This window comes from Dehalogenimonas sp. NIT-SK1 (assembly GCF_055384165.1).
Genome location: NZ_AP042352.1, coordinates 980,442 through 999,165, shown reverse-complemented (window position 1 = coordinate 999,165; position 18,724 = coordinate 980,442). Strand labels below are relative to the sequence as shown.

The following is an 18,724-nucleotide window of genomic DNA, read 5'->3' as shown; positions in this document are numbered from 1 at the left end:
TTGTCTAGTTCATCGGGGTCTGGTTAGTAACAAGATAATTCCAACCCCTAAAGCACCGAAAAATGCTGCGAGAAAGTAATTGAACACTGAATTGGTCGGTTCTGAAATTGGTGCTGGGTTTGTGGCATCTGAATCAGGTTTTGTTGTTGGCTTATTGTCAGTTGGGGTGGGGGGTGGATTAGATGTAGGTAGGGGGGTTTCACTATCTTGGTGTGGTGGGACAGTAGCCAGCAATCCAAATATCGAAAAGTGCTCTATCAAAACAGTTGCAGTTTTGTTGTTAGTATCAACCTGGCAATTTAATTCATTCCATTTAGTACCATCCCAATATCCGATATACAGATCAGTATCATCAATAGTGTCTGGCAGCACCACTCCCTCATAATTGAATTCTAAACTAATACCGGGATTGAAATGACTTCCTCGGGGGCCTAATTGATATGCGAGAAGTAATTGTTGCCCAGGAATCTCTGGTAATTCTTGGATGGGGGCAACTGAAAGTGATGATATAGGTAACTCGGAACTATTGATTAGTGATGTGTCAGCTTCAATGATAATCTCTAGGTGGCCGTCGTGGGTAATCACTTTTCCAGTACTCAGTGTATTTCCACTGTTATCAATGTATGGCAAATTTCCCAAGATACCGGTGCCGGTCAATTTTTGTAGATCAAAGTCATCACTATCAAAAATTGGGGCAAGAATAGATGCTTGGGTTAATGTGGATGTGGATTCAAGCATGTAGTTGTGCGCGTCGGGCCCGGATAGTTCAAGATCATATATTTCGACAGTTTTATTATCTCCAACTGATTTCGTGTTAAATACTGCCTGTCCGCAAATCAAATAAACATTATCACCATCAATAAGGCCCTGCAGTTCCTTCGATATGATTGTAGCCGGCAGAAAACCATCGTATACTTTATCTTGTACCGTGACGACTGGTATTACCACTTTGCGAGTTACAGTCAATTTTGCAGGTTCGGTACTAACTAAACCATGATCATTATTGAACACAGCTCGGTAGAGGTAACCATCCATATCAACTGACGGTTTGGAAATATTTAGTAAGGTGTTTTTCGCTCCACTAATAACCATCCAGTTATTACCCCCATCGGTACTCAGCTGCCATTGGATACTTGGGCTGGGATTTCCCGATGCTACCGCGGAAAATTGAGCGTTTTCTCCGTATATGATTGATTGGTCTGCCGGTAGAACAGTTATTGATGGAGTGGGGTCTTTTACAATTGAAAAGGTGCCTGTGTGGTAAGTGATGTTGTAGTTGAGCAATTTTTCAGGAGGGCTTAGTTCGGCGAAAATATCGTAGTTGCCAATAATTTCGCCGGGAGAGCGGCTATAGCTTACGGCAATGTGGTCATTCGATAAAAAGCCGCTGAGAGTTCCAGTTAACGCCGGGTCAGGGTCGTTTAAAAACTTACTTTTATTTTCTGGGATAACCGATGCTTCCCTTGGCTCAATTACTAGATTGGCTTCAATAAACGTGATGCTATAATTGTGGTTCAGGGATAATGTTCCCTGGTTGATTGTATAAGCTCCAACATTCTCACCGGTATTTCTGATAAGAGATCCTGATACATTGTCGCTACCAACAAGCGTTCCTTCGGTGATGATATAGCCAAGGGGAGGGTCATCTTCACCGTAAATCTTTGTTTGGTTACTGGCGGTTATCGTTATTGGTCTCGGGTTTACCGTTAGTTCGGCGGCAGATGTGATGGCAGTTCCATATGAATTTGAGCATTCAGCCCTGAATTGATGCTTGGTGCGCTCAATACTAGGAGTTTCAACTAACAATAAGTAATCATCAGCGCCTGTAATAGTTGTCCACGTAACTCCACCATCAGCGCTGAATTGCCATTCAATTGATATTTCCGAATCGCTTTCCGCTGATATTTCAAAGGAAGCATCTTCACCATAGATGAGGTCGATATCTGCAGGCTGCATCTTGATAATCGGAGATTTATTCTCAACATGGATCAGCACCGTGGCTTTATTAGAATATTCAGTACCGTCATGAGATTTGTAGGTGAAGGTATCATAGCCTGAATACTCTGCATCGGGTGTGTAATGGAAAGAACCGTCGTTGTTTAAGACAAGAACGCCATGTGAAGTATTTTCTGCCAGTATTGGAGTTAGTAAATCGCTGTCAATATCAGTATCATTTGCAATAACACCTTCCTCCTGATTAACCACTAAGGATTCATTTGCATTTACCGTATAATTATCATCATGGGCAACAGGAGGAGTGTTCATATAAATTATCGTGATGGTTACTGTGGCAATATTTGATACGTTTATCCCATCTGAAATAGTGTACGTGAAATAGTCATCTCCGCTATAGCCAGCTACTGGAGTATAGGTGAATGAACCATCATCGTTAAGGTTAAGGCTGCCTTGGGTTGGACTTTCCATAATATGGAAACTTAAGTTGGTTATATCATAGTAGGTATCATTGCGTAATAGGCCGGAAGTCGCAGGGATTTCTAATGTCATATTTTGGTTGACGTCATAATAATCATCATAAGCGGCAGGAGGGGGGCTGGATATTTGAAATGCATCCGAAACGCTCCCCAATTCGGGGTTTGCCGTCGGGGATACGGAAATCATGGCTTGTTCAGTGGGATAACCGTTGACTGTCCATGTAAACATTCCATCATTAGATGTGCCGGTGGTTATGTTTGTCCAGTCCGCCCCGCCATTATAAGATACTCTTATCGCTACCTCACTATTGACATTAAATGAGGTCCATTGAATGGTTTGTTCCGAATCAAGAGACCAGTTTTCGCCTGATTCAGGGGAGATCAACGTTATACCTGGTGAGGCATTAAACCAGATTTGGTTGGCACCGCCTTCTGCTGTCATAACGTCAATTGTGCCGTCACCGTTAAGATCAGCTCCGGCTGCTCCTAAACTGCTGGATTGTCCCAGCGATTGACTGCTATCCGCGAATGTAGCATCGCCATCATTTGCCCAGAAACTGTTTGGGTTAGCGAGTATACCGTTAGCTACAAAAGCATCAATATTACCATTACCGTTAAAATCATTAAGGACAATGTCAGTACTCCACGTATTATCGCCAATATTTTGACTACTTTTCCCGAAAGTGTTGTTGCCATTATTCAACCAGACTTCGTTATTGGCATTTCCGTTAGCCACAAAAGCATCCAAAAACTGATTATTGTTTAAGTCAACCAACTCGACATTGTAACTAATCATTGAATCTTCTGAAGTCCAGGATGGTGTCAAAGTCCCGTCGCCGTCATTGGTCCATATTTCATTACTACCGGTGTTCGCGATAAAGATATCGAGATGTCCATCATTATTCAGGTCTCCGATGGCGTGTCCATTGCTTTTACTGTTTGTATTGGAAAAAGACTGTTCAATAGAAAAGTTCCCAGTTCCATCATTGTACGATATGATATTGGCATCTTCGAAGTTGGTTACGATTGCATCTAAATGTCCGTCACCGTTAATATCGCCAAGCGCTACATCTCTGCTGGCCCTGCTGGTGATAGACTGACCGGAATCGATAAAAGTACCATTACCATTATTTAGCCAGATGAAATTTTCTCCATCATTTGCTATGAAAGCATCAAGATCATCATCACCGTCGATGTCCCCCAAGGCAACAGCACGGCTGTCATTGGAATCATCGGAAACCCAGTGAAGTGAAAAGTTACCATTTCCGTCATTAAGCCAGACTTCATTTTTACCTTCATTCGCAAAAAATACATCAATAAAGCCATCTTTGTTAAGGTCACCGAGAGACAAGTCATTGCTTTTAGTATCTCCTATTGACTGCCCTTGAAGGAAATTACCAGGCCCCGAAACACCGCCGGTGATAAATTGCCAGTTGAATGAGTCAACCAAAGCATTATTGTCCTGACTTTCTATTCTTTTTGTTAGAATAACGCTTACTGTTTCTCCCGGATAAAAGCTCGAGTCGGGGGTAAATCTAATTGTATTGGCAGATGTTTTTGAAAATGTTCCCGAGACTATCCCGGAAAAGGAACCGAATATTGCGCAAGTGTTTGAATTAACAGTATTTTCATTGATAGATTCATTGAAGCTAATAATGATACTGGAGTCTATTGCGATAGATTTTTGGTTAGGTTCGGGATTTACCGAATCAACCGCAAAAACGGCGCCTTCAGTAGATTGATGTAAATACCTATAATTTACTGCTGGACCAGCAGGGATGAGAGAATTGGCTAATGCCTGATTAATTGATCTCTGTTTATTGATTGAGCCTAACAATTCATGGCTGGAATGGATACCGGTATCTAAATTTTTGGAGAATTCAAACGCGGAGTCTGCTTGAAATAAAAAGGATGTCAAAAAAAGAAACAGGATAATGAAGTATTTCACTTGTGCACCTTTCATTTGGTAGATATTTATTATTTTGTTAGGTAAAACGGTCGAAATAGCTTTTCAATTGATTCCATATCATATTGGAGATCTGTTCTTGTGATTGACCAGCATCAATCACAAACCATCTTGAAGGGGACTCTTTCGACAAACGCAAATAGCCATCGCGCACTCTTTGATGAAAAAACTCATTTTCTTGTTCAAAGCGGTCGGTTTTATGTGTTCGTTTTCGATATTGTCCAGTTTGGATTGGCATATCCAGCAAAACTGTGATGTCGGGAATTAATCCTTGGGTGGCTAAGGTATTGATAGCCTGCACCGAGGACAGCGAAAGACCTCGCCCGAAACTTTGGTAGGCTATTGTAGAGTCAGTGTATCTGTCACAAATAACTGTCTGATTATTATCAAGTGAAGGCTTGATAATTTTCGCAATCAACTCCGCACGGGAAGCGTTGAATAATAATAGTTCAGACAATGGGCAAATTGGGTCATGCTCAGCCCACTTTAATATACGGGTAATCTCTTCACCGAACTCGGTTCCGCCCGGCTCGTGTGTCAAGACGGCTTTGTAGCCAGCATTAAGCATTCTCTCGAAAAGGATAGCGGCTTGTGTGGTTTTGCCTGAACCTTCGCAACCTTCGAATGTGATAAACAGAGGCATATTAAGAAGGGTCCTTATAATAGTTGACTTTTCTCTTTGGTTCCTTTCCGCTACTTGCGGAAGTCAGTTGATTACGTTCTGCAATTAGATGCTGGATTTTCCGTATATAGGATGTCTGCGGAGATAATGCAACTTTGCGTGTTCCGTTATTTACTGCATCAACAGCTTTTTTGGCTTCAGATAAAGCAGTGTCAACTGATTCTTCTAGACTATCAATACTCCCATTGCGCCGATTAAGTAAAGATAGAAAATGCTTGAACTGTATAGGGGTGTGACTCTTAAGAACATATACAGGTATATTGCGGTCTTCCGCTTCCCGTATCCGCTGAGGGCGGCGCCGGAAGTAATTTTTCGATGTAAGCAAAATATCCGCGCTCCCAATTTTATTTGTTATTGAGATTTTAACGCCCATTTCTTCAGCGGCCTTTTCAAGGCGACCTCTATTGATACCGAATAAATATATCTGGGTAGATTCATTTACGGCATGGAGATTCTGCCCAGACGTTCTCTCGTTGCTTTCTCTAGGGGCAGTTCGAAATGTTTTTTTAATATTTCCATCTTCATCAATTGAACGCACTTCGGTATCAGGAGGATTACCTCTTAAAATGGCATCCACCGCTTCAGTGGCATCACTATGTATTGCCACTTGTGCTCTTTCTTGTATTTCAACGATAATATTAAATGTGGGTGGGGCTTTGCGTTCAAGAACAGTTTTTTGGGTACCCCGGCGTTTAGCCTCCTCATCACCTAAGGTTACGGCTTGAATCCCTCCTATGAGATCGGCCAGAGTAGGGTTCTGCATCAGGTTTGCTAATGTGTTACCGTGAGCGGTGCCAACAAGCTGAACTCCTCTTTCAGCAATAGTACGAGCAGCTTGAGCTTCAAGCTCAGTTCCTATTTCATCAATGATAATTGCTTCAGGCATGTGATTCTCTACAGCCTCTATCATAACTGCGTGCTGCATGTCCGGTGCGGTGACCTGCATGCGTCTGGCACGACCTATAGCTGGGTGCGGAATATCCCCATCCCCGGCAATCTCGTTGGAAGTATCAACAATAACAACGCGTTTTTTAAAATCGGTAGACAAAACTCTGGCGACTTCCCGTAACATAGTGGTTTTACCGACTCCTGGACGGCCCATTATGAGAATGCTATTACCCGATTGAATAAGGTCTTCGATAATTTTTATAGTGCCGAATACCGCTCGTCCGACACGTAATGTTAGACCAATAACTTTGTTTTTGCGGTTTTTGATAGCTGAGATACGGTGTAAGGTGCGTTCAATTCCAGCGCGGTTATCACCACCAAAATCACTGATTCGGGTAGTTACATAGTCAATATCGGATTCAGTTACTTCTTCCGGTCTCAAAACCATCTCATTGTTGGGAAAGCGGGCCTCCGGAGGACGTCCTAAGTCCATAATAACTTCTAATAGCTGATTGAGATCGGTTTGTTTATTAAGAGGGCGACGGATCTCCGGGGGCAGGATATCCAGGAGAGCGCCCAGATCATCGGTAATCAAATTAGGCAACAATTGTCTCCATAAGTGTATATCAGCCGTATTCTACAATTGATATTATGGCCTGGGCAAATTGTTCACACAATTGGTTTCTTTGCAGGGATGCCGGGGCGACGGGGGTAAATATCCGGTGTAGGCTTGATCTTGTTAATTATGATTAATTTTCGGTCATCGTTTAAAATATCTACTTTTAACGGGACAACTGCCGTTAGTTTGCCCCCTAGAATATCAATAGCGGTTTGGCTCAAGCTTAACTCGTCATTCAATTCACCTTTCTTCATGGCGATAAAAGTTCCTCCGACACGGCAAAAAGGAAGGCATAGTTCACATAAAGTATTTAATGGAGCAACAGCGCGTGAAACAGCAATATCGTAGCTCTCACGGTGATTGTATTCATGAGCCGTAGCTTCAGCTCGTTTATTTATGACTATTGTGTTGTCCATATCTAATAATTTAATCAGTTGTTTAAGGAAATTCGACTTTTTACCTGTGGCTTCCAGCAGAGACATATGAATAGATGGAATGGCTATCTTCAGTGCTAATCCTGGGAAGCCGGCACCACTGCCTATATCTATCATATTTTGTTCTTTAAAAGAAATATTACTCAATACCAATGTTAAGGAGTCCAAAAAATGCTTGGTTTGTATTTCGTCTGTATCAGTAACTGATGTTAAATTAAAATGCGTATTCCAATACGTGAGTTGCTGTAGATATACATTGAATAAATTCAACTGATAGTCGGATAGTGATAGTCCTAATTCAGTTGTATATTGGCGCAATACGAGCGGTTTGGTATTCACTGTTGAGATTATATCATTTTGTTTATAACTTAGTCTGTGTGCTATGCTTAGGTACCAGACCGCAAGGGATTAGAGTGCTGAGAGTCTTTAAATTAAGTCAACCCTGGCACCTGAATTCCACAATACGAGCATAGGGAAGGCGGAAGGCCTGATGGTGGTCTGGAAAACATTGAAGAGTTATTTATGACAACACAGACCCATCAAGCCCGCAAGGGAACCATTACTCCCCAAGTGCAGACGGTTGCAGAAATGGAAAAAGTATCGGTCGAACAAATTATCGCCGGTATTATTGAAGGATCAATTGTAATTCCTGCCAATATAAATCACCATAATTTGGAGCCGTGCGGAATTGGCAAAGGATTACGGACCAAAGTTAATGCAAATATTGGAACATCCTCTGATTGCACTGATGTCAGTGTAGAAATAAATAAATTGTCAGCTGCTCAAAAAGCGGGAGCTGACTCAGTGATGGACTTGTCGACCGGGGGGGATTTACCGGAGATCCGCCGTGAATTGTTGAGAAAGAGCAAAATTGTTTTTGGTTCTGTCCCAATTTATGAAGCCGGGATAAAAGCCAGAAAGACTAAAGGTTCGATTGTTGAATTAACGGCGGAAGAGATACTTACAGTAATAGAACAGCATGCTGCTGATGGAGTCGATTTTATAACGGTACATTGTGGGGTAACACAAGGTGTTCTTTCCCGTTTAAAAGAGCAGGGCAGAATTGCGGATATAGTATCTCGAGGTGGAGCTCTTTTAGCCGGCTGGATGATTCATCACGAAAAAGAAAACCCTCTTTATGAAACCTATGACCGTTTGCTTGAAATCTGCTTTAAATATGATGTTACTTTGAGTTTAGGAGATGGTTTACGGCCAGGTTGTCTTGCGGACGCGACTGACCGGGCTCAAATTGAGGAATTAATAATTTTGGGTGAATTGGTTGATAGAGCCCGTAAAGCTGATGTCCAGGTAATGGTTGAGGGTCCGGGGCATATACCGATTCACCAGATAAAAACGAATGTAGAATTGCAAAAATCTGTTTGTCAGGGCGCACCTTTTTATGTGCTTGGACCATTGGTGACAGACGTGGCTCCTGGATATGATCACATTACATCTGCCATAGGTGGAGCCTTAGCGGCTATGAATGGAGCTGATTTTTTGTGTTATGTTACTCCTGCTGAACATTTGGAATTACCGGGAGTACAAGATGTGAAAGATGGTGTAATGGCCTCTCGTATAGCGGCTCATGCGGCAGATATAGCAAAAGGGGTACCTGGAGCTATGGATTGGGACTTGAAAATGGCTACGGCGAGGAAGAGCCTCAATTGGCAATCACAATCTGAAATATCCATTGACCCTGAACTTAGCATCCAGCGACATCAGCCGGCAAATACTTCGGGAAAGGCTTGCACAATGTGTGGTGAGTTTTGCGCGATGGAATTAGCTGAAAAATATCTTGGAATATCGACAACACGTTGTTAATTCCATTTCGAATGGATTCAGGTTAATTGGATAGTGGATATAATTTAATCCGTCTTTTTGGGATACAGTTTCGAATTCATTTCAGTTGGTTTTTCATTTTTCTACTTGTTACTGTTTTTTTATCGTGGCAGGTTTTTCCAATAACAGTCCCTGGAAAAGGTTTGGTTACCTACTGGCTGATGGGTGGTGTGACTGCATTATTATTCTTTATTTCCATTTTGCTTCACGAAACAGCACATAGTCTCGTAGGCCGAGCTAATGGTATACCGGTACGAAGTATTACTCTTTATCTATTTGGGGGCGCGGCTCAAATGGATAGAGAACCTGAGTTCCCAGGTGCGGAATTAAAAATGGCACTGGCTGGCCCAGTTACCAGTTTGCTATTAGCTGGCATATGCTGGATTATTTATTCGTTTTACTTGAACATATTTGTTTCATGGGCTGCTGTTGCTTTATGGCTTGCTCAAATTAATTTGATAGTAGCTCTGTTTAATTTATTGCCGGGTTTTCCATTAGATGGAGGGAGGGTACTTCGGGGTATTTGGTGGAATTTAGGCAGGGACTACAAAAAAGCCACTCGTGGAGCAATATTTTATGGACGCGTAATAGGTTTTTTTATTATAGCTTCAGGCGGATACTTTATTATAGCGCAAGGCGATTGGATGGCTGGAGTATGGCTTTTAATACTGGGGTGGTATTTAGAAAGCACAGCTCGAAAAAGCTTGAGCCAGTTTGAATTACAGATTTGGTTGAAAGGGAGGGAAGTATCAGAGGTTATTAGGCACAATTGTCCCAGAGTTTCTGTGGCAACTAGCCTTACAGAAATCTTAAATCGATATCCGGGACATAAATGTTTTTTAGTTGGGGATGAAAAGGATAAATTATTGATAGCTTGGGTTGAAAAATCAACCGCTGTTCATGGTGAAATTAAAATTGGGGATATGGCTAGAGAAATTGACATGGATGCACAAGTTTATATAAATGATAATCTGCTATTGGCAGTGCAAAAAATGAATGAATCAGGGCTGGATTTTACGGCAGTTCGCTCATTAAAAGACGAATTTATCGGGATAGTGCTTCTGGACGATTTGATTGACTTGGTTAATAATTAATAAAATCAATACAGTTTGAGATTATGTATTAAAAATGAAATGAGGGTTTATGACTAAAGAAACATTAAATTTGGGTGATGCTGCAGCTGATTATCTGGCTGGTTTATCAAAATCTAAACAGGAGACAAACAGTTCTGCAGTGAGGAACTTTGTACGATGGTATGGATCTACACAATGTATTGTAAATTTATCGTCTTACAAACTTGAGGAATATTCTCGCGCACAACAATCGGCGGAAGATGGAGCAAACAAAATAAAAGCTGTCCGCGAATTTATGAAACATGCCGTAAAAAAAGGCTGGATTAATAAAGAATTACCGGTTCACCTTAAAATTAAAAAGACAACAGTGAAAAAGAAGCCAGTCAAAGTTACTCGACCTAATGACATTGAAAAATTAGTATTGACACCAGAGAAGAAACAGGAAATGGAAACAGAACTATCCGGATTGAAAGAAAAAAGAATAATCGTCATAGATGATATAAAACGCGCTGCAGCCGACAAAGATTTGAAAGAGAATGCTCCCTATCATGCTGCTCGGGAAGAAAAAGCAAAATTAGATGGTAAAATTAATGAATTAACATTGTTGTTAAAACATGCAGAAATCTCTCATGATGCAGCGCAGATCAATAATAACAGAGTAGTACTTGGTTGCAGTATTACCGTTAAGGAAGTTGATACGGGGGAAATATCTGAATACAAATTGGTAATACCAAGAGATGTCAATATAAAAAAAGGCTGTATATCACTGGTATCTCCAATCGGTAAGGCCTTACTTGGAAAAAAGATGGGTGAAACCGTGGAAGTGGTGGCGCCCAACAGGGTATTGCGTTATTGTATTGAATCCATAAGTTAATAATAATTGGCTAACTTTAGTAGTTTCTTGTTAATGATTTTGGTTAGCGTTATTATTTTCCAACGTATACGATGTGGTCTTTGTTCACCGCAACGAAAGGGAAGCTTTTAATGTTTCCTAGTAAAGGTGGATTGAAACTAACATCAGTAGTTGGTATGAACTGGTCACTTCGGTTAAGTGCTTCTTGAAGTTCCTCCCACATCTCACTGTGCATATTCCCTCTTAAGCTGATCTGAGGTAGATTTATAATCGCCTGAAGGGGTTTTTTACGGCGTACCGGATAGACATTCGGTTGAACCGCAGAGTGTTCCGGGGTGATTTCACCAACAAAGAGAATATTACTTTTACGAATGTATACTGTATCCATGCGTTGTTTTGATTCAGTATTATCTTTGAGAACTACATTAAATACAGGCATGAAATCTGTAAATGTTTGCAGCTTTGGTGAATAGAAACCTTTATTCAATGCATCCAGCAGGCGTTGTTGGTGCTGGCAGAGAGTTGAGCCTATGAATATGCCATTCATGGTATATATGTACACCTCAACTTGCCGGAATTTACTAGAATCGAATTTCAGTGGACCATGAACTGATGCTATTGAATCCGAATTGCTTTGGTCGAGCATATGTTCCTCCTGTGCTGTGATAGCAGGGTGTTTAAATGTTCATGTCAGGAAAACCCGCAATTTTTAATATACCTATAATCAATGCAATAGTGCACAACATTATACCGCTAGCTGAAAGAAAATTACCCCTTTTTTTTACGAGATTGACAAGGCCTAAAATAACACCAACTGTTGCCATAGGAACGATAAACCAATGAAGAAAGCCAAGGAAAGGAAAAAAGGCAACAACGAGGGCAATGATACATATAAAACCTATTATTAGACTGATAAAAGCCATTTTATCAATTAACCTTATGAAGAGATATTCAAACTACAATCCAGAATTTAATCGACTTCTGGCATTATTAACATATACCCTGTACCGTGCTTATTCAATATTAGTTTAGGGTTATCAACATCCTGTTCAACTTTGTGACGCAATTGGCGGATATATACTCGTAAAGCAGCTATGCTCTCCGGATAATAGTCGTTCCAGAGAGCTTCGGCCAGTTCTGTATAAGTAACTACGTTGTTGGCATTTTTCATGAGTCTATTCATTATTATTTCTTCTGTTCGTGTTAATGGTATTTCCTGTTTGTGATAATGGAGTATGCCAGTAGCTGGAGACAAACGTAACCATCCGGCCGTGAGAATAGTATCGGTATTTGTGGTTGATGAACGCCGCAGGAGAGCTTTGATGCGGGATAATAATTCCATTTGCCGGAAAGGCTTAACCAGATAATCATCGGCTCCAGCTTCAAGTCCTTTTACAATATCGAATTCATCCTTACGAGCGGTGAGTATAATTATTGGGATGTCCGTGAATTTTCTAATACCCTTTAATACTTCAAAACCGCTAATATCTGGTAAACCCAAGTCTAAAATTATTATATTTGGCTGCGCTTCACTGGAAAGATTAATGCCCTGAATTCCAGAATCAGTAGATAAAAAATCCATGTCGGGCCAACGCATTCGAAAGGCCCATCCGACCGAGTCAACTATTTGGGGGTCATCTTCTATCATCAATGCTTTCATTTATTAGCCTCCTTGGATATAACAGGCAAAGAGAAACCGAATTTGGAGCCTTGACCTAATCGGCTGTCAACCCACACTTCGCCATTGTGAAGATTGATTATCATCTTGGAAAGAGATAAACCTAAACCCATTCCACCCAATCGTTCCCCACCACTGCAGGGAACTTGGTAGTAGGGCTCAAAAAGACGCTTTTGAGCGTCGCAGCTTATTCCAGGCCCATCATCAATCACTTCAATAGATAGCATGTCATTGTTCTGAAAAGTTTTTAATATTATATTGCCACCTTCAGGCGTGTACTTAATCGCATTTGCTAAATAGTTGTACAATACCTGACCTAAACGTTCTTCGTCGGCAAAAATCTTGGGAATGGTACCTTTGATCTCCAATGTAAGCGAAATATTTTTTCGATATGCGGTTGGTCTCAATGTTTCTAGGGTGCTATGTAAAAGCGGACAGATATCAATAGATTGTGGATGTATGGTTAATAAGCCAATTTCTCCACGGGTAACATCTAATAATTCGTCGGTGCGGTGGTCCAGATTTCTAGCAGCCTGGTAGATATTTTTGGCTAAGCCCAATCTTGGGTCGTCGGCTAGTTCATCTAAAAATAGTTCCGTAGAAGCCAAGATCGCTGTAAGGGGTGTTTTTAACTCATGAACTAATGCTCGATTAAACTCTGCTCTTCTTTGAATCTCATAATCAAGCTCTTTGTTAAGTTGCTTGAGTTCAGCTGTGCGCTCAAAAACTTCTACTTCCAAAATTTTTCTTTGGTGAGCTATTGCTCTCAAGCGTACATAATAAATGATATAGGCAATTATCACCCCGAGTCCCGCGGCCAACATATTAACCCACCAGTCTGATGGTACCGGTAGATTAATACTCCCAAATAGGAGGTGATGACCATGCCCCATTTGTATTACACTAATATAGGACGCAGTAATACTGTTAATGTTAAAGGATAGAGCTTCAATCTTTGTTGGATTAATAAAAATGACCAATGAAGGAATAATGAGAAAAAATAAAGAATAGCAAGGTGAGCGTCGGTTATTTAAAAATTTAGTTTTCATAGAGTAAATATTTATTTTACAAATATACGCGACTCATTATAACTCATAAAAGGAATTCACGGTAAATCTCATTGATATATATTAACTATCATTTGTGATGTATCATTAGCGGTAACAGATTGGAGGAGATGGCATGAATAAAGAAATTTCACTTGAATTTTCCGGCGAAGGGTGGATTGATGTATCCGTGGCTATATATAGCGATATGGTTCATTGGCCTGGTGATCCTGGAGTTAAAATTGAACGTTCACAGGATCTGGATAAAGGTGATAGTCATACCATTTCTAAATTAACGTTAGGGTCACATACTGGTACTCATGTGGATGCCCCTTCTCATTTTTTCGGAAATGGATTAACGATCAGCGATGTCAACCCAGAAACTCTGTTAGGTAATGCCAGGGTTATACAAATTAAAGATGCAGAAAGTATAAAAGCCGAAGAACTTGAAAGCTATAAAATTCAAAAGGGAGAAAGAATACTTTTTAAAACACTGAATTCATCCTTATGGCAGCAAGATAGTTTCAGTGAAGAGTTTGTATTTATAACATCTGAAGCCGCTAGTTATCTGATTGAATGCGGAATTAAAGTTATTGGTGTAGATTATCTTTCAGTAGGGGGGTACAAGAAAGACGGTGGCAAAGTGCATAAAATATTTTTGCAGTCGGGTATATGGTTAATTGAAGGCCTGGATTTGTCATCGGTTGAACCAGGAATGTATCAATTTATATGCTTACCACTTAAGATTCGCAATGGAGATGGCGCCCCGGCTCGAGTACTATTAAAACCAATTTAGTTCCCTTGCTTGGGGATGTTGAATATTTATCAAAGTGTGTTAGTCCTCGCATTTCAAATTAGATTCAGATGCAATAACGATGGTTTGTGAAGCGGCAGGGGGGATTTTTTGCTTTAATTCCGTTAACAACATTGCTCCTATTACCAAAGCCCCTCCCAGAAGAAGTCGCAAAGTGATTAATTCACCCGCAATCAATACAGCGAATATGCCTCCGAAAACCGGTTCCATGGTTATTATTATTGCTGTACGCGTAGGTGAAATCATTGATTGTGCCCATGTTTGAACGAAAAAAGCCGCTGCTGTGGCGAACACGGCAGTTAGTATTACAGCCCCCCAGGTGGCGTTATCGGGTGGCAGAACGATACCGTCAGGGACAGCTGCGATAAAAGATATTACTGCAACGAAGCCTATTTGTATTATTGCTAAACTATATACTTCGTGCTTGGAAGACCATTCACCTAAGCCGATTATATGCAATGCAAAAAATATTGCACATAATAAAGTCAAAAATTCGCCTTTACCGATTGACCAACTACTTAAACTAAGTAAAGCTAATCCAATTGTAGCTAAGACTACAGCAATCCAGATATTGCGGTTAATTGGATGACGTAATAATGCTGCCGTTAATAGTGGAGTTATAACTACGAATAATCCAGTGATAAATCCGGAAATGGCCGCGGATGTATGCTGTAGACCGAAAGTTTGTGTTATATATGCTAGTCCCAAGATCAGTCCCAAAATAATAGCTCGAAAAAACCCCAATTTTGTTAAACTTTGCAAGCATTTTGGCCGGACAAGAAATAAGGCGATCGTGGCTATTAAAAAACGTATAGATAGAAAATCCATTACTGGCATTTTTGAGACAGCTTCTTGGACAACAACAAAAGTTGAGCCCCAAATTGCAGCTACGCCAAGTAGGGCAATGGAAGCCAGATTAGGGGATGAACGCCAATTTTGAACTGACATGTATATCCTTTGAAGAGAATAGGCCTGATTATAGCAAACCTTCAAGCTGCAATAAATCAGGTATCGTTGTCATTTCTTATAAGAGTCAGACGTTCATAAAAGGAGTAATTGGTTGAAATGAATCCGGTAATGAACAAAGATAGTTGTCTAATATACATATGAACGTAAATTTGCTAAAATAACTAAAAATATAAGGCAATATTAACCATTCAGCGGTCAAGTATATGGTATAATGCGTTAGATGTTTCCTAGGAGTTAAAAGAGTAAGATGAGAATAGGGCCAACAGAACTTATCATAATTTTAGTAATAGTAATGCTGGTGTTTGGCATTGGTAAGTTGCCTGAGTTGGGAAAGTCTCTTGGTGAAGGCTTGAGGTCATTTAGAAAAACGCAGGAAGATATAACTCAGGAAGTGAAGACTGCAACTGCTGCAGTGGATAATAGTCCAAAAGCTGAAGTACAGAATAGTTCAACAGAGGGAGATGCTGAACCAGTAAGGGGCTATTCTGAATCGGATGACACCTAAAAAACACCCAATAGCTATCGATTATATAAGGTTTAACCCGAATGCGGGTGTAACTCAGTTGGTAGAGTGCCTGCTTCCCAAGCAGGTTGTCGCGAGTTCGAGTCTCGTCACCCGCTCCAATATTAGATAATTAGCTAGCGCTGTATTATTTTATAATGTCCTTTTGCATATATGGCCTCAATGCGGCAGGGACAATGATTGAACCATCCGATTGCTGGTAGTTCTCTAATACAGCAATCATCACTCGTGGCAATGCCAAACCGGAGCCATTCAAGGTATGAACGTAAGCTACTTTGCTGTCGGTTTTTCGTCTGTATTTAATATTGGCTCTTCTGGCCTGAAAATCTAAACAATTAGAACACGAACTAACTTCGAGCCACTCTTCAATCCCGGGAGCCCAAATTTCTATGTCATAGCTCTTGCTTGATGCAAAACCAATATCTGCCGTACACAATTGTACTATTCGGTATGGCAAGTCCAATATTCGGGCTACGGTTTCAGCATCATTTAATAGTTTTTCTAATTCATCATTGGAATTTTCCGGACTAGTAAATTTATAAAGTTCAACTTTGTCAAATTGATGCCCTCGTTTTATACCTCTAGTATCTTTTCCGGCACTCATTTTTTCTCTGCGGAAACATGCGGTTGAGGCGCAGTATTTGAGAGGAAGCTGTTCCTCATCAATGATCTCGTTGCGATGCAAATTGGTTAGCGGTACTTCGGCGGTAGGTACGAGCCATAGATCATCGACCGCGTCCCTATAAAGGTTATCAGCAAATTTTGGTAAATTACCTGATCCGTAAAGGGCTTCTTTTTTAACTAGAAATGGTAAGTAAGTTTCATTATATCCATGCCTTTGGGTGTGCAAATCTAAGAAAAACGAAATCAACGCTCTCTGTAATCTGGCTCCATCATTTTTTAAAATGTAAAAGCGAGTACCGGAAAGCTGAACGCCTCGTTCGAAATCAATTATTCTTAAATTTTCTCCAATATCCCAATGAGGCTTTGGTTTGAAATTGAAATCTTTTTTCTGTCCTTCATACCTGAGTATCACGTTATCAGCTTCACTTTTACCATATGGGGTACTATTTTGAGGGATATTAGGTATTTGAAGCAGGTAATTCAGAATGGTACTATCAAGTTCGCGTAGCTCTTCTTCTAGAAGGCTGAGTTTTTCTCGTATCGAGCGACCTTTTTCCGGGTCCGATGGACGATGTTTAGCCAACTCTTTTCTTTGTCTTCTTAGTTCGTCCAATTCCTGGGTTTTTGAACGCCGTAAAATGTCATTTTCCAGTATCTCTTCAATCGGGGCGGATGATTGACGGCTTGCCATGTATTCTTTAACCTTATCCGGTTCTTCACGAAGCAATTTTAGGTCTATCATAATTATTTACTCCTTTTCCTTAAGTGTCGGAAAGAGGATAACTTCTCTTATGGAATTGTTGTCGGTAAGTAACATAACCAATCGGTCTATGCCTACCCCTAAACCACCCGTCGGAGGCATACCATATTCAAGGGCGGTAATAAAATCTTCATCCATTGTTTCAGTATCATCGCTCTGTTTAACGTGCCCGCTCTGTTCTAATTGTTTAGAGAAGCGTCGTTCCTGTTCCATGGGATCATTAAGTTCCGAAAACGCATTTGCAATTTCCATGCAATCAACGAAAGCTTCAAAGCGCTCAACGATTTTGGGTTCTTCCGGTTTTGTTTTTGCCAAGGGGGACATTTCTAACGGGTAATCAATCAGAAAACATGGTTGAATAAGATAAGGTTCTACATAATGTGATAATAATTCATCAATAATCTTGCCCTTGTCTTTAGATAAATCAACATCCAATCCAAGTTCCTTGATTCGTTTTTTCAGTGAATCTGAACTGTGGTGTTTTACAAAATCCACGCCGGTTTTTTCAAGCAGAATAGTTTTCAAATCCAACCTTGGCCATGGTGGCGAAAAATCCAGTTTCACATTATTACGGACAACAGTATATGTGCCGGTGAGTTCTTTAACGATATGGGATATCATAGTTTCAACTAAAGTCATCATGTCGTTGTAGTCAGCATAGGCTTGGTAGCATTCAAGCATGGTAAATTCTGGGTTGTGCTTATGTGATATACCTTCATTTCGGAATATGCGACCTATTTCATATACGCCATCGAAACCACCAACAATAAGACGCTTGAGATGAAGCTCGAGGGCTATACGCAGATACATATCTTGCTGCAGTGAATTATGATGGGTGATAAACGGTCGGGCAGCAGCCCCGCAAGCCAATGATTGAAGCACAGGCGTTTCTACTTCAGTAAATCCTTTTGAGTCAAGAAATCGCCTGATATTTGTTATTATCTGAGCCCTTTTCCGAAAATTAGCTTTTAATTCCGGATTAGATATTAAATCAAGATATCTTTGCCGATGACGTTTTTCAATATCTTGAAGTCCATGCCATTTTTCGGGCAATGGTTGTAATGATTTATTTAAAACAGTTAAGGTCTGCACATTAACAGAGGCTTCTCCGGTCCGAGTACGTATTAATGTACCCTTTGCTCCGATTATGTCACCAATGTCTAAGAGATTTATAATTTTATTGCTGGATTCAACAAGATTGGCTTTGCTGCAGAATAATTGGATTTTTCCACCATCATCCCTGATGTCCAAGAAACTCAATTTACCCATGCCACGACGTGATATAATCCGACCGCCTAATGTAACTTCTGGAGGTTTAACGTTGTTTTGTTCGGCATTTTCTAGCAGAGTAACCGCTTGTTTATTAGTATGACTCCGCTGGAAACGGGGAGGGTATGGATCTATCCCCAATTCTTTAAGTCGGTTTAATTTCTCTAAGCGGTCATCGGTAATTCGGTCGAATCGTGAAGTCATATTACTCTCTCAATGTTTTGGGTCCGTTGTGAATTCTCACAATTATAGTTT

16 protein-coding genes and 1 tRNA gene are annotated in these 18,724 nt (G+C 40.5%); 6 read left to right on the top strand and 11 right to left on the bottom strand.

Annotated elements, in window-relative coordinates:
* Positions 1–9: 9 nt before the first annotated feature.
* The 4 genes from ACZ48S_RS05200 to rsmG all read right to left on the bottom strand — a co-directional run bounded on the left by ACZ48S_RS05200 (position 10) and on the right by rsmG (position 7,360).
* Positions 10–4,395, bottom strand: coding sequence for an FG-GAP-like repeat-containing protein (locus ACZ48S_RS05200; protein WP_464211572.1), 4,386 nt, complete (start codon positions 4,393–4,395; stop codon positions 10–12).
* Between the two features lie 22 nt (positions 4,396–4,417).
* Positions 4,418–5,041 (bottom strand): dTMP kinase, encoded by a 624-nt coding sequence (gene tmk / locus ACZ48S_RS05195; protein WP_464211571.1) that lies wholly within the window; start codon positions 5,039–5,041, stop codon positions 4,418–4,420.
* A 1-nt stretch (position 5,042) separates the two neighbouring features.
* Complete coding sequence (locus tag ACZ48S_RS05190) at positions 5,043–6,572, bottom strand: R3H domain-containing nucleic acid-binding protein (protein WP_464211570.1); 1,530 nt, start codon at positions 6,570–6,572, stop codon at positions 5,043–5,045.
* A gap of 65 nt (positions 6,573–6,637) precedes the next feature.
* Positions 6,638–7,360 (bottom strand): 16S rRNA (guanine(527)-N(7))-methyltransferase RsmG, encoded by a 723-nt coding sequence (gene rsmG, locus ACZ48S_RS05185; RefSeq protein WP_464211569.1) that lies wholly within the window; start codon positions 7,358–7,360, stop codon positions 6,638–6,640.
* A 183-nt stretch (positions 7,361–7,543) separates the two neighbouring features.
* Here rsmG and thiC point away from each other — a divergent pair, with 183 nt between their 5' ends.
* Genes thiC through ACZ48S_RS05170 form a run of 3 tightly spaced genes read left to right on the top strand, consistent with a single transcriptional unit; the run spans position 7,544 to position 10,807 of the window.
* Positions 7,544–8,842 carry a phosphomethylpyrimidine synthase ThiC gene (thiC, locus tag ACZ48S_RS05180; protein WP_464211568.1) on the top strand — a complete coding sequence of 433 codons (1,299 nt, stop codon included), beginning with the start codon at positions 7,544–7,546 and terminating at the stop codon, positions 8,840–8,842.
* A 26-nt stretch (positions 8,843–8,868) separates the two neighbouring features.
* Entirely contained in the window at positions 8,869–9,954 is a 1,086-nt protein-coding gene (locus ACZ48S_RS05175; protein ID WP_464211567.1) for a site-2 protease family protein, read from the top strand.
* A 49-nt stretch (positions 9,955–10,003) separates the two neighbouring features.
* On the top strand, positions 10,004–10,807 hold the full coding sequence (locus tag ACZ48S_RS05170; RefSeq protein ID WP_464211566.1) for a GreA/GreB family elongation factor: 804 nt from the start codon (positions 10,004–10,006) through the stop codon (positions 10,805–10,807).
* 52 nt (positions 10,808–10,859) lie between these two features.
* Here the strand turns inward: ACZ48S_RS05170 and ACZ48S_RS05165 are convergent, their stop codons facing one another.
* The 4 genes from ACZ48S_RS05165 to ACZ48S_RS05150 are packed head-to-tail and all read right to left on the bottom strand — an operon-like array spanning position 10,860 to position 13,513.
* Positions 10,860–11,432, bottom strand: a complete 573-nt coding sequence (locus tag ACZ48S_RS05165) for a DUF6812 domain-containing protein (protein ID WP_464211565.1) — start codon at positions 11,430–11,432, stop codon at positions 10,860–10,862.
* Positions 11,433–11,463: 31 nt separating this feature from the next.
* Positions 11,464–11,709: a hypothetical protein gene (locus ACZ48S_RS05160; RefSeq protein ID WP_464211564.1), complete on the bottom strand. Its 246-nt coding sequence runs from the start codon at positions 11,707–11,709 to the stop codon at positions 11,464–11,466.
* Positions 11,710–11,756: 47 nt separating this feature from the next.
* Positions 11,757–12,446: a response regulator transcription factor gene (locus ACZ48S_RS05155; protein WP_464211563.1), complete on the bottom strand. Its 690-nt coding sequence runs from the start codon at positions 12,444–12,446 to the stop codon at positions 11,757–11,759.
* Positions 12,443–13,513: a sensor histidine kinase gene (locus tag ACZ48S_RS05150; protein WP_464211562.1), complete on the bottom strand. Its 1,071-nt coding sequence runs from the start codon at positions 13,511–13,513 to the stop codon at positions 12,443–12,445. Before ACZ48S_RS05150 ends, ACZ48S_RS05155 begins: the two co-directional genes overlap by 4 nt.
* Positions 13,514–13,646: 133 nt before the next feature.
* On the opposite strand from ACZ48S_RS05150, the gene ACZ48S_RS05145 reads away from it, so the two are divergent.
* Complete coding sequence (locus tag ACZ48S_RS05145; RefSeq protein WP_464211561.1) at positions 13,647–14,306, top strand: cyclase family protein; 660 nt, start codon at positions 13,647–13,649, stop codon at positions 14,304–14,306.
* A gap of 39 nt (positions 14,307–14,345) precedes the next feature.
* Here ACZ48S_RS05145 and ACZ48S_RS05140 read toward each other — a convergent pair whose 3' ends face one another.
* The gene (locus ACZ48S_RS05140; protein WP_464211560.1) at positions 14,346–15,272 is read right to left on the bottom strand and encodes a DMT family transporter; all 927 of its coding nucleotides are present in this window, start codon (positions 15,270–15,272) and stop codon (positions 14,346–14,348) included.
* 268 nt (positions 15,273–15,540) lie between these two features.
* Here ACZ48S_RS05140 and ACZ48S_RS05135 point away from each other — a divergent pair, with 268 nt between their 5' ends.
* Complete coding sequence (locus ACZ48S_RS05135; protein WP_464211559.1) at positions 15,541–15,798, top strand: Sec-independent protein translocase subunit TatA/TatB; 258 nt, start codon at positions 15,541–15,543, stop codon at positions 15,796–15,798.
* A 43-nt stretch (positions 15,799–15,841) separates the two neighbouring features.
* Positions 15,842–15,917: transfer RNA gene (locus ACZ48S_RS05130), tRNA-Gly, on the top strand.
* A 26-nt stretch (positions 15,918–15,943) separates the two neighbouring features.
* On the opposite strand, the gene serS is transcribed toward ACZ48S_RS05130, so the two are convergent.
* Together serS and lysS are read right to left on the bottom strand one after the other, a co-directional pair.
* A complete protein-coding gene (gene serS / locus ACZ48S_RS05125) occupies positions 15,944–17,182 on the bottom strand; it encodes a serine--tRNA ligase (protein ID WP_464211558.1) in 1,239 nt (412 codons plus the stop codon).
* A 6-nt stretch (positions 17,183–17,188) separates the two neighbouring features.
* Entirely contained in the window at positions 17,189–18,673 is a 1,485-nt protein-coding gene (lysS, locus tag ACZ48S_RS05120; RefSeq protein ID WP_464211557.1) for a lysine--tRNA ligase, read from the bottom strand.
* Between the last annotated feature and the right edge of the window lie 51 nt (positions 18,674–18,724).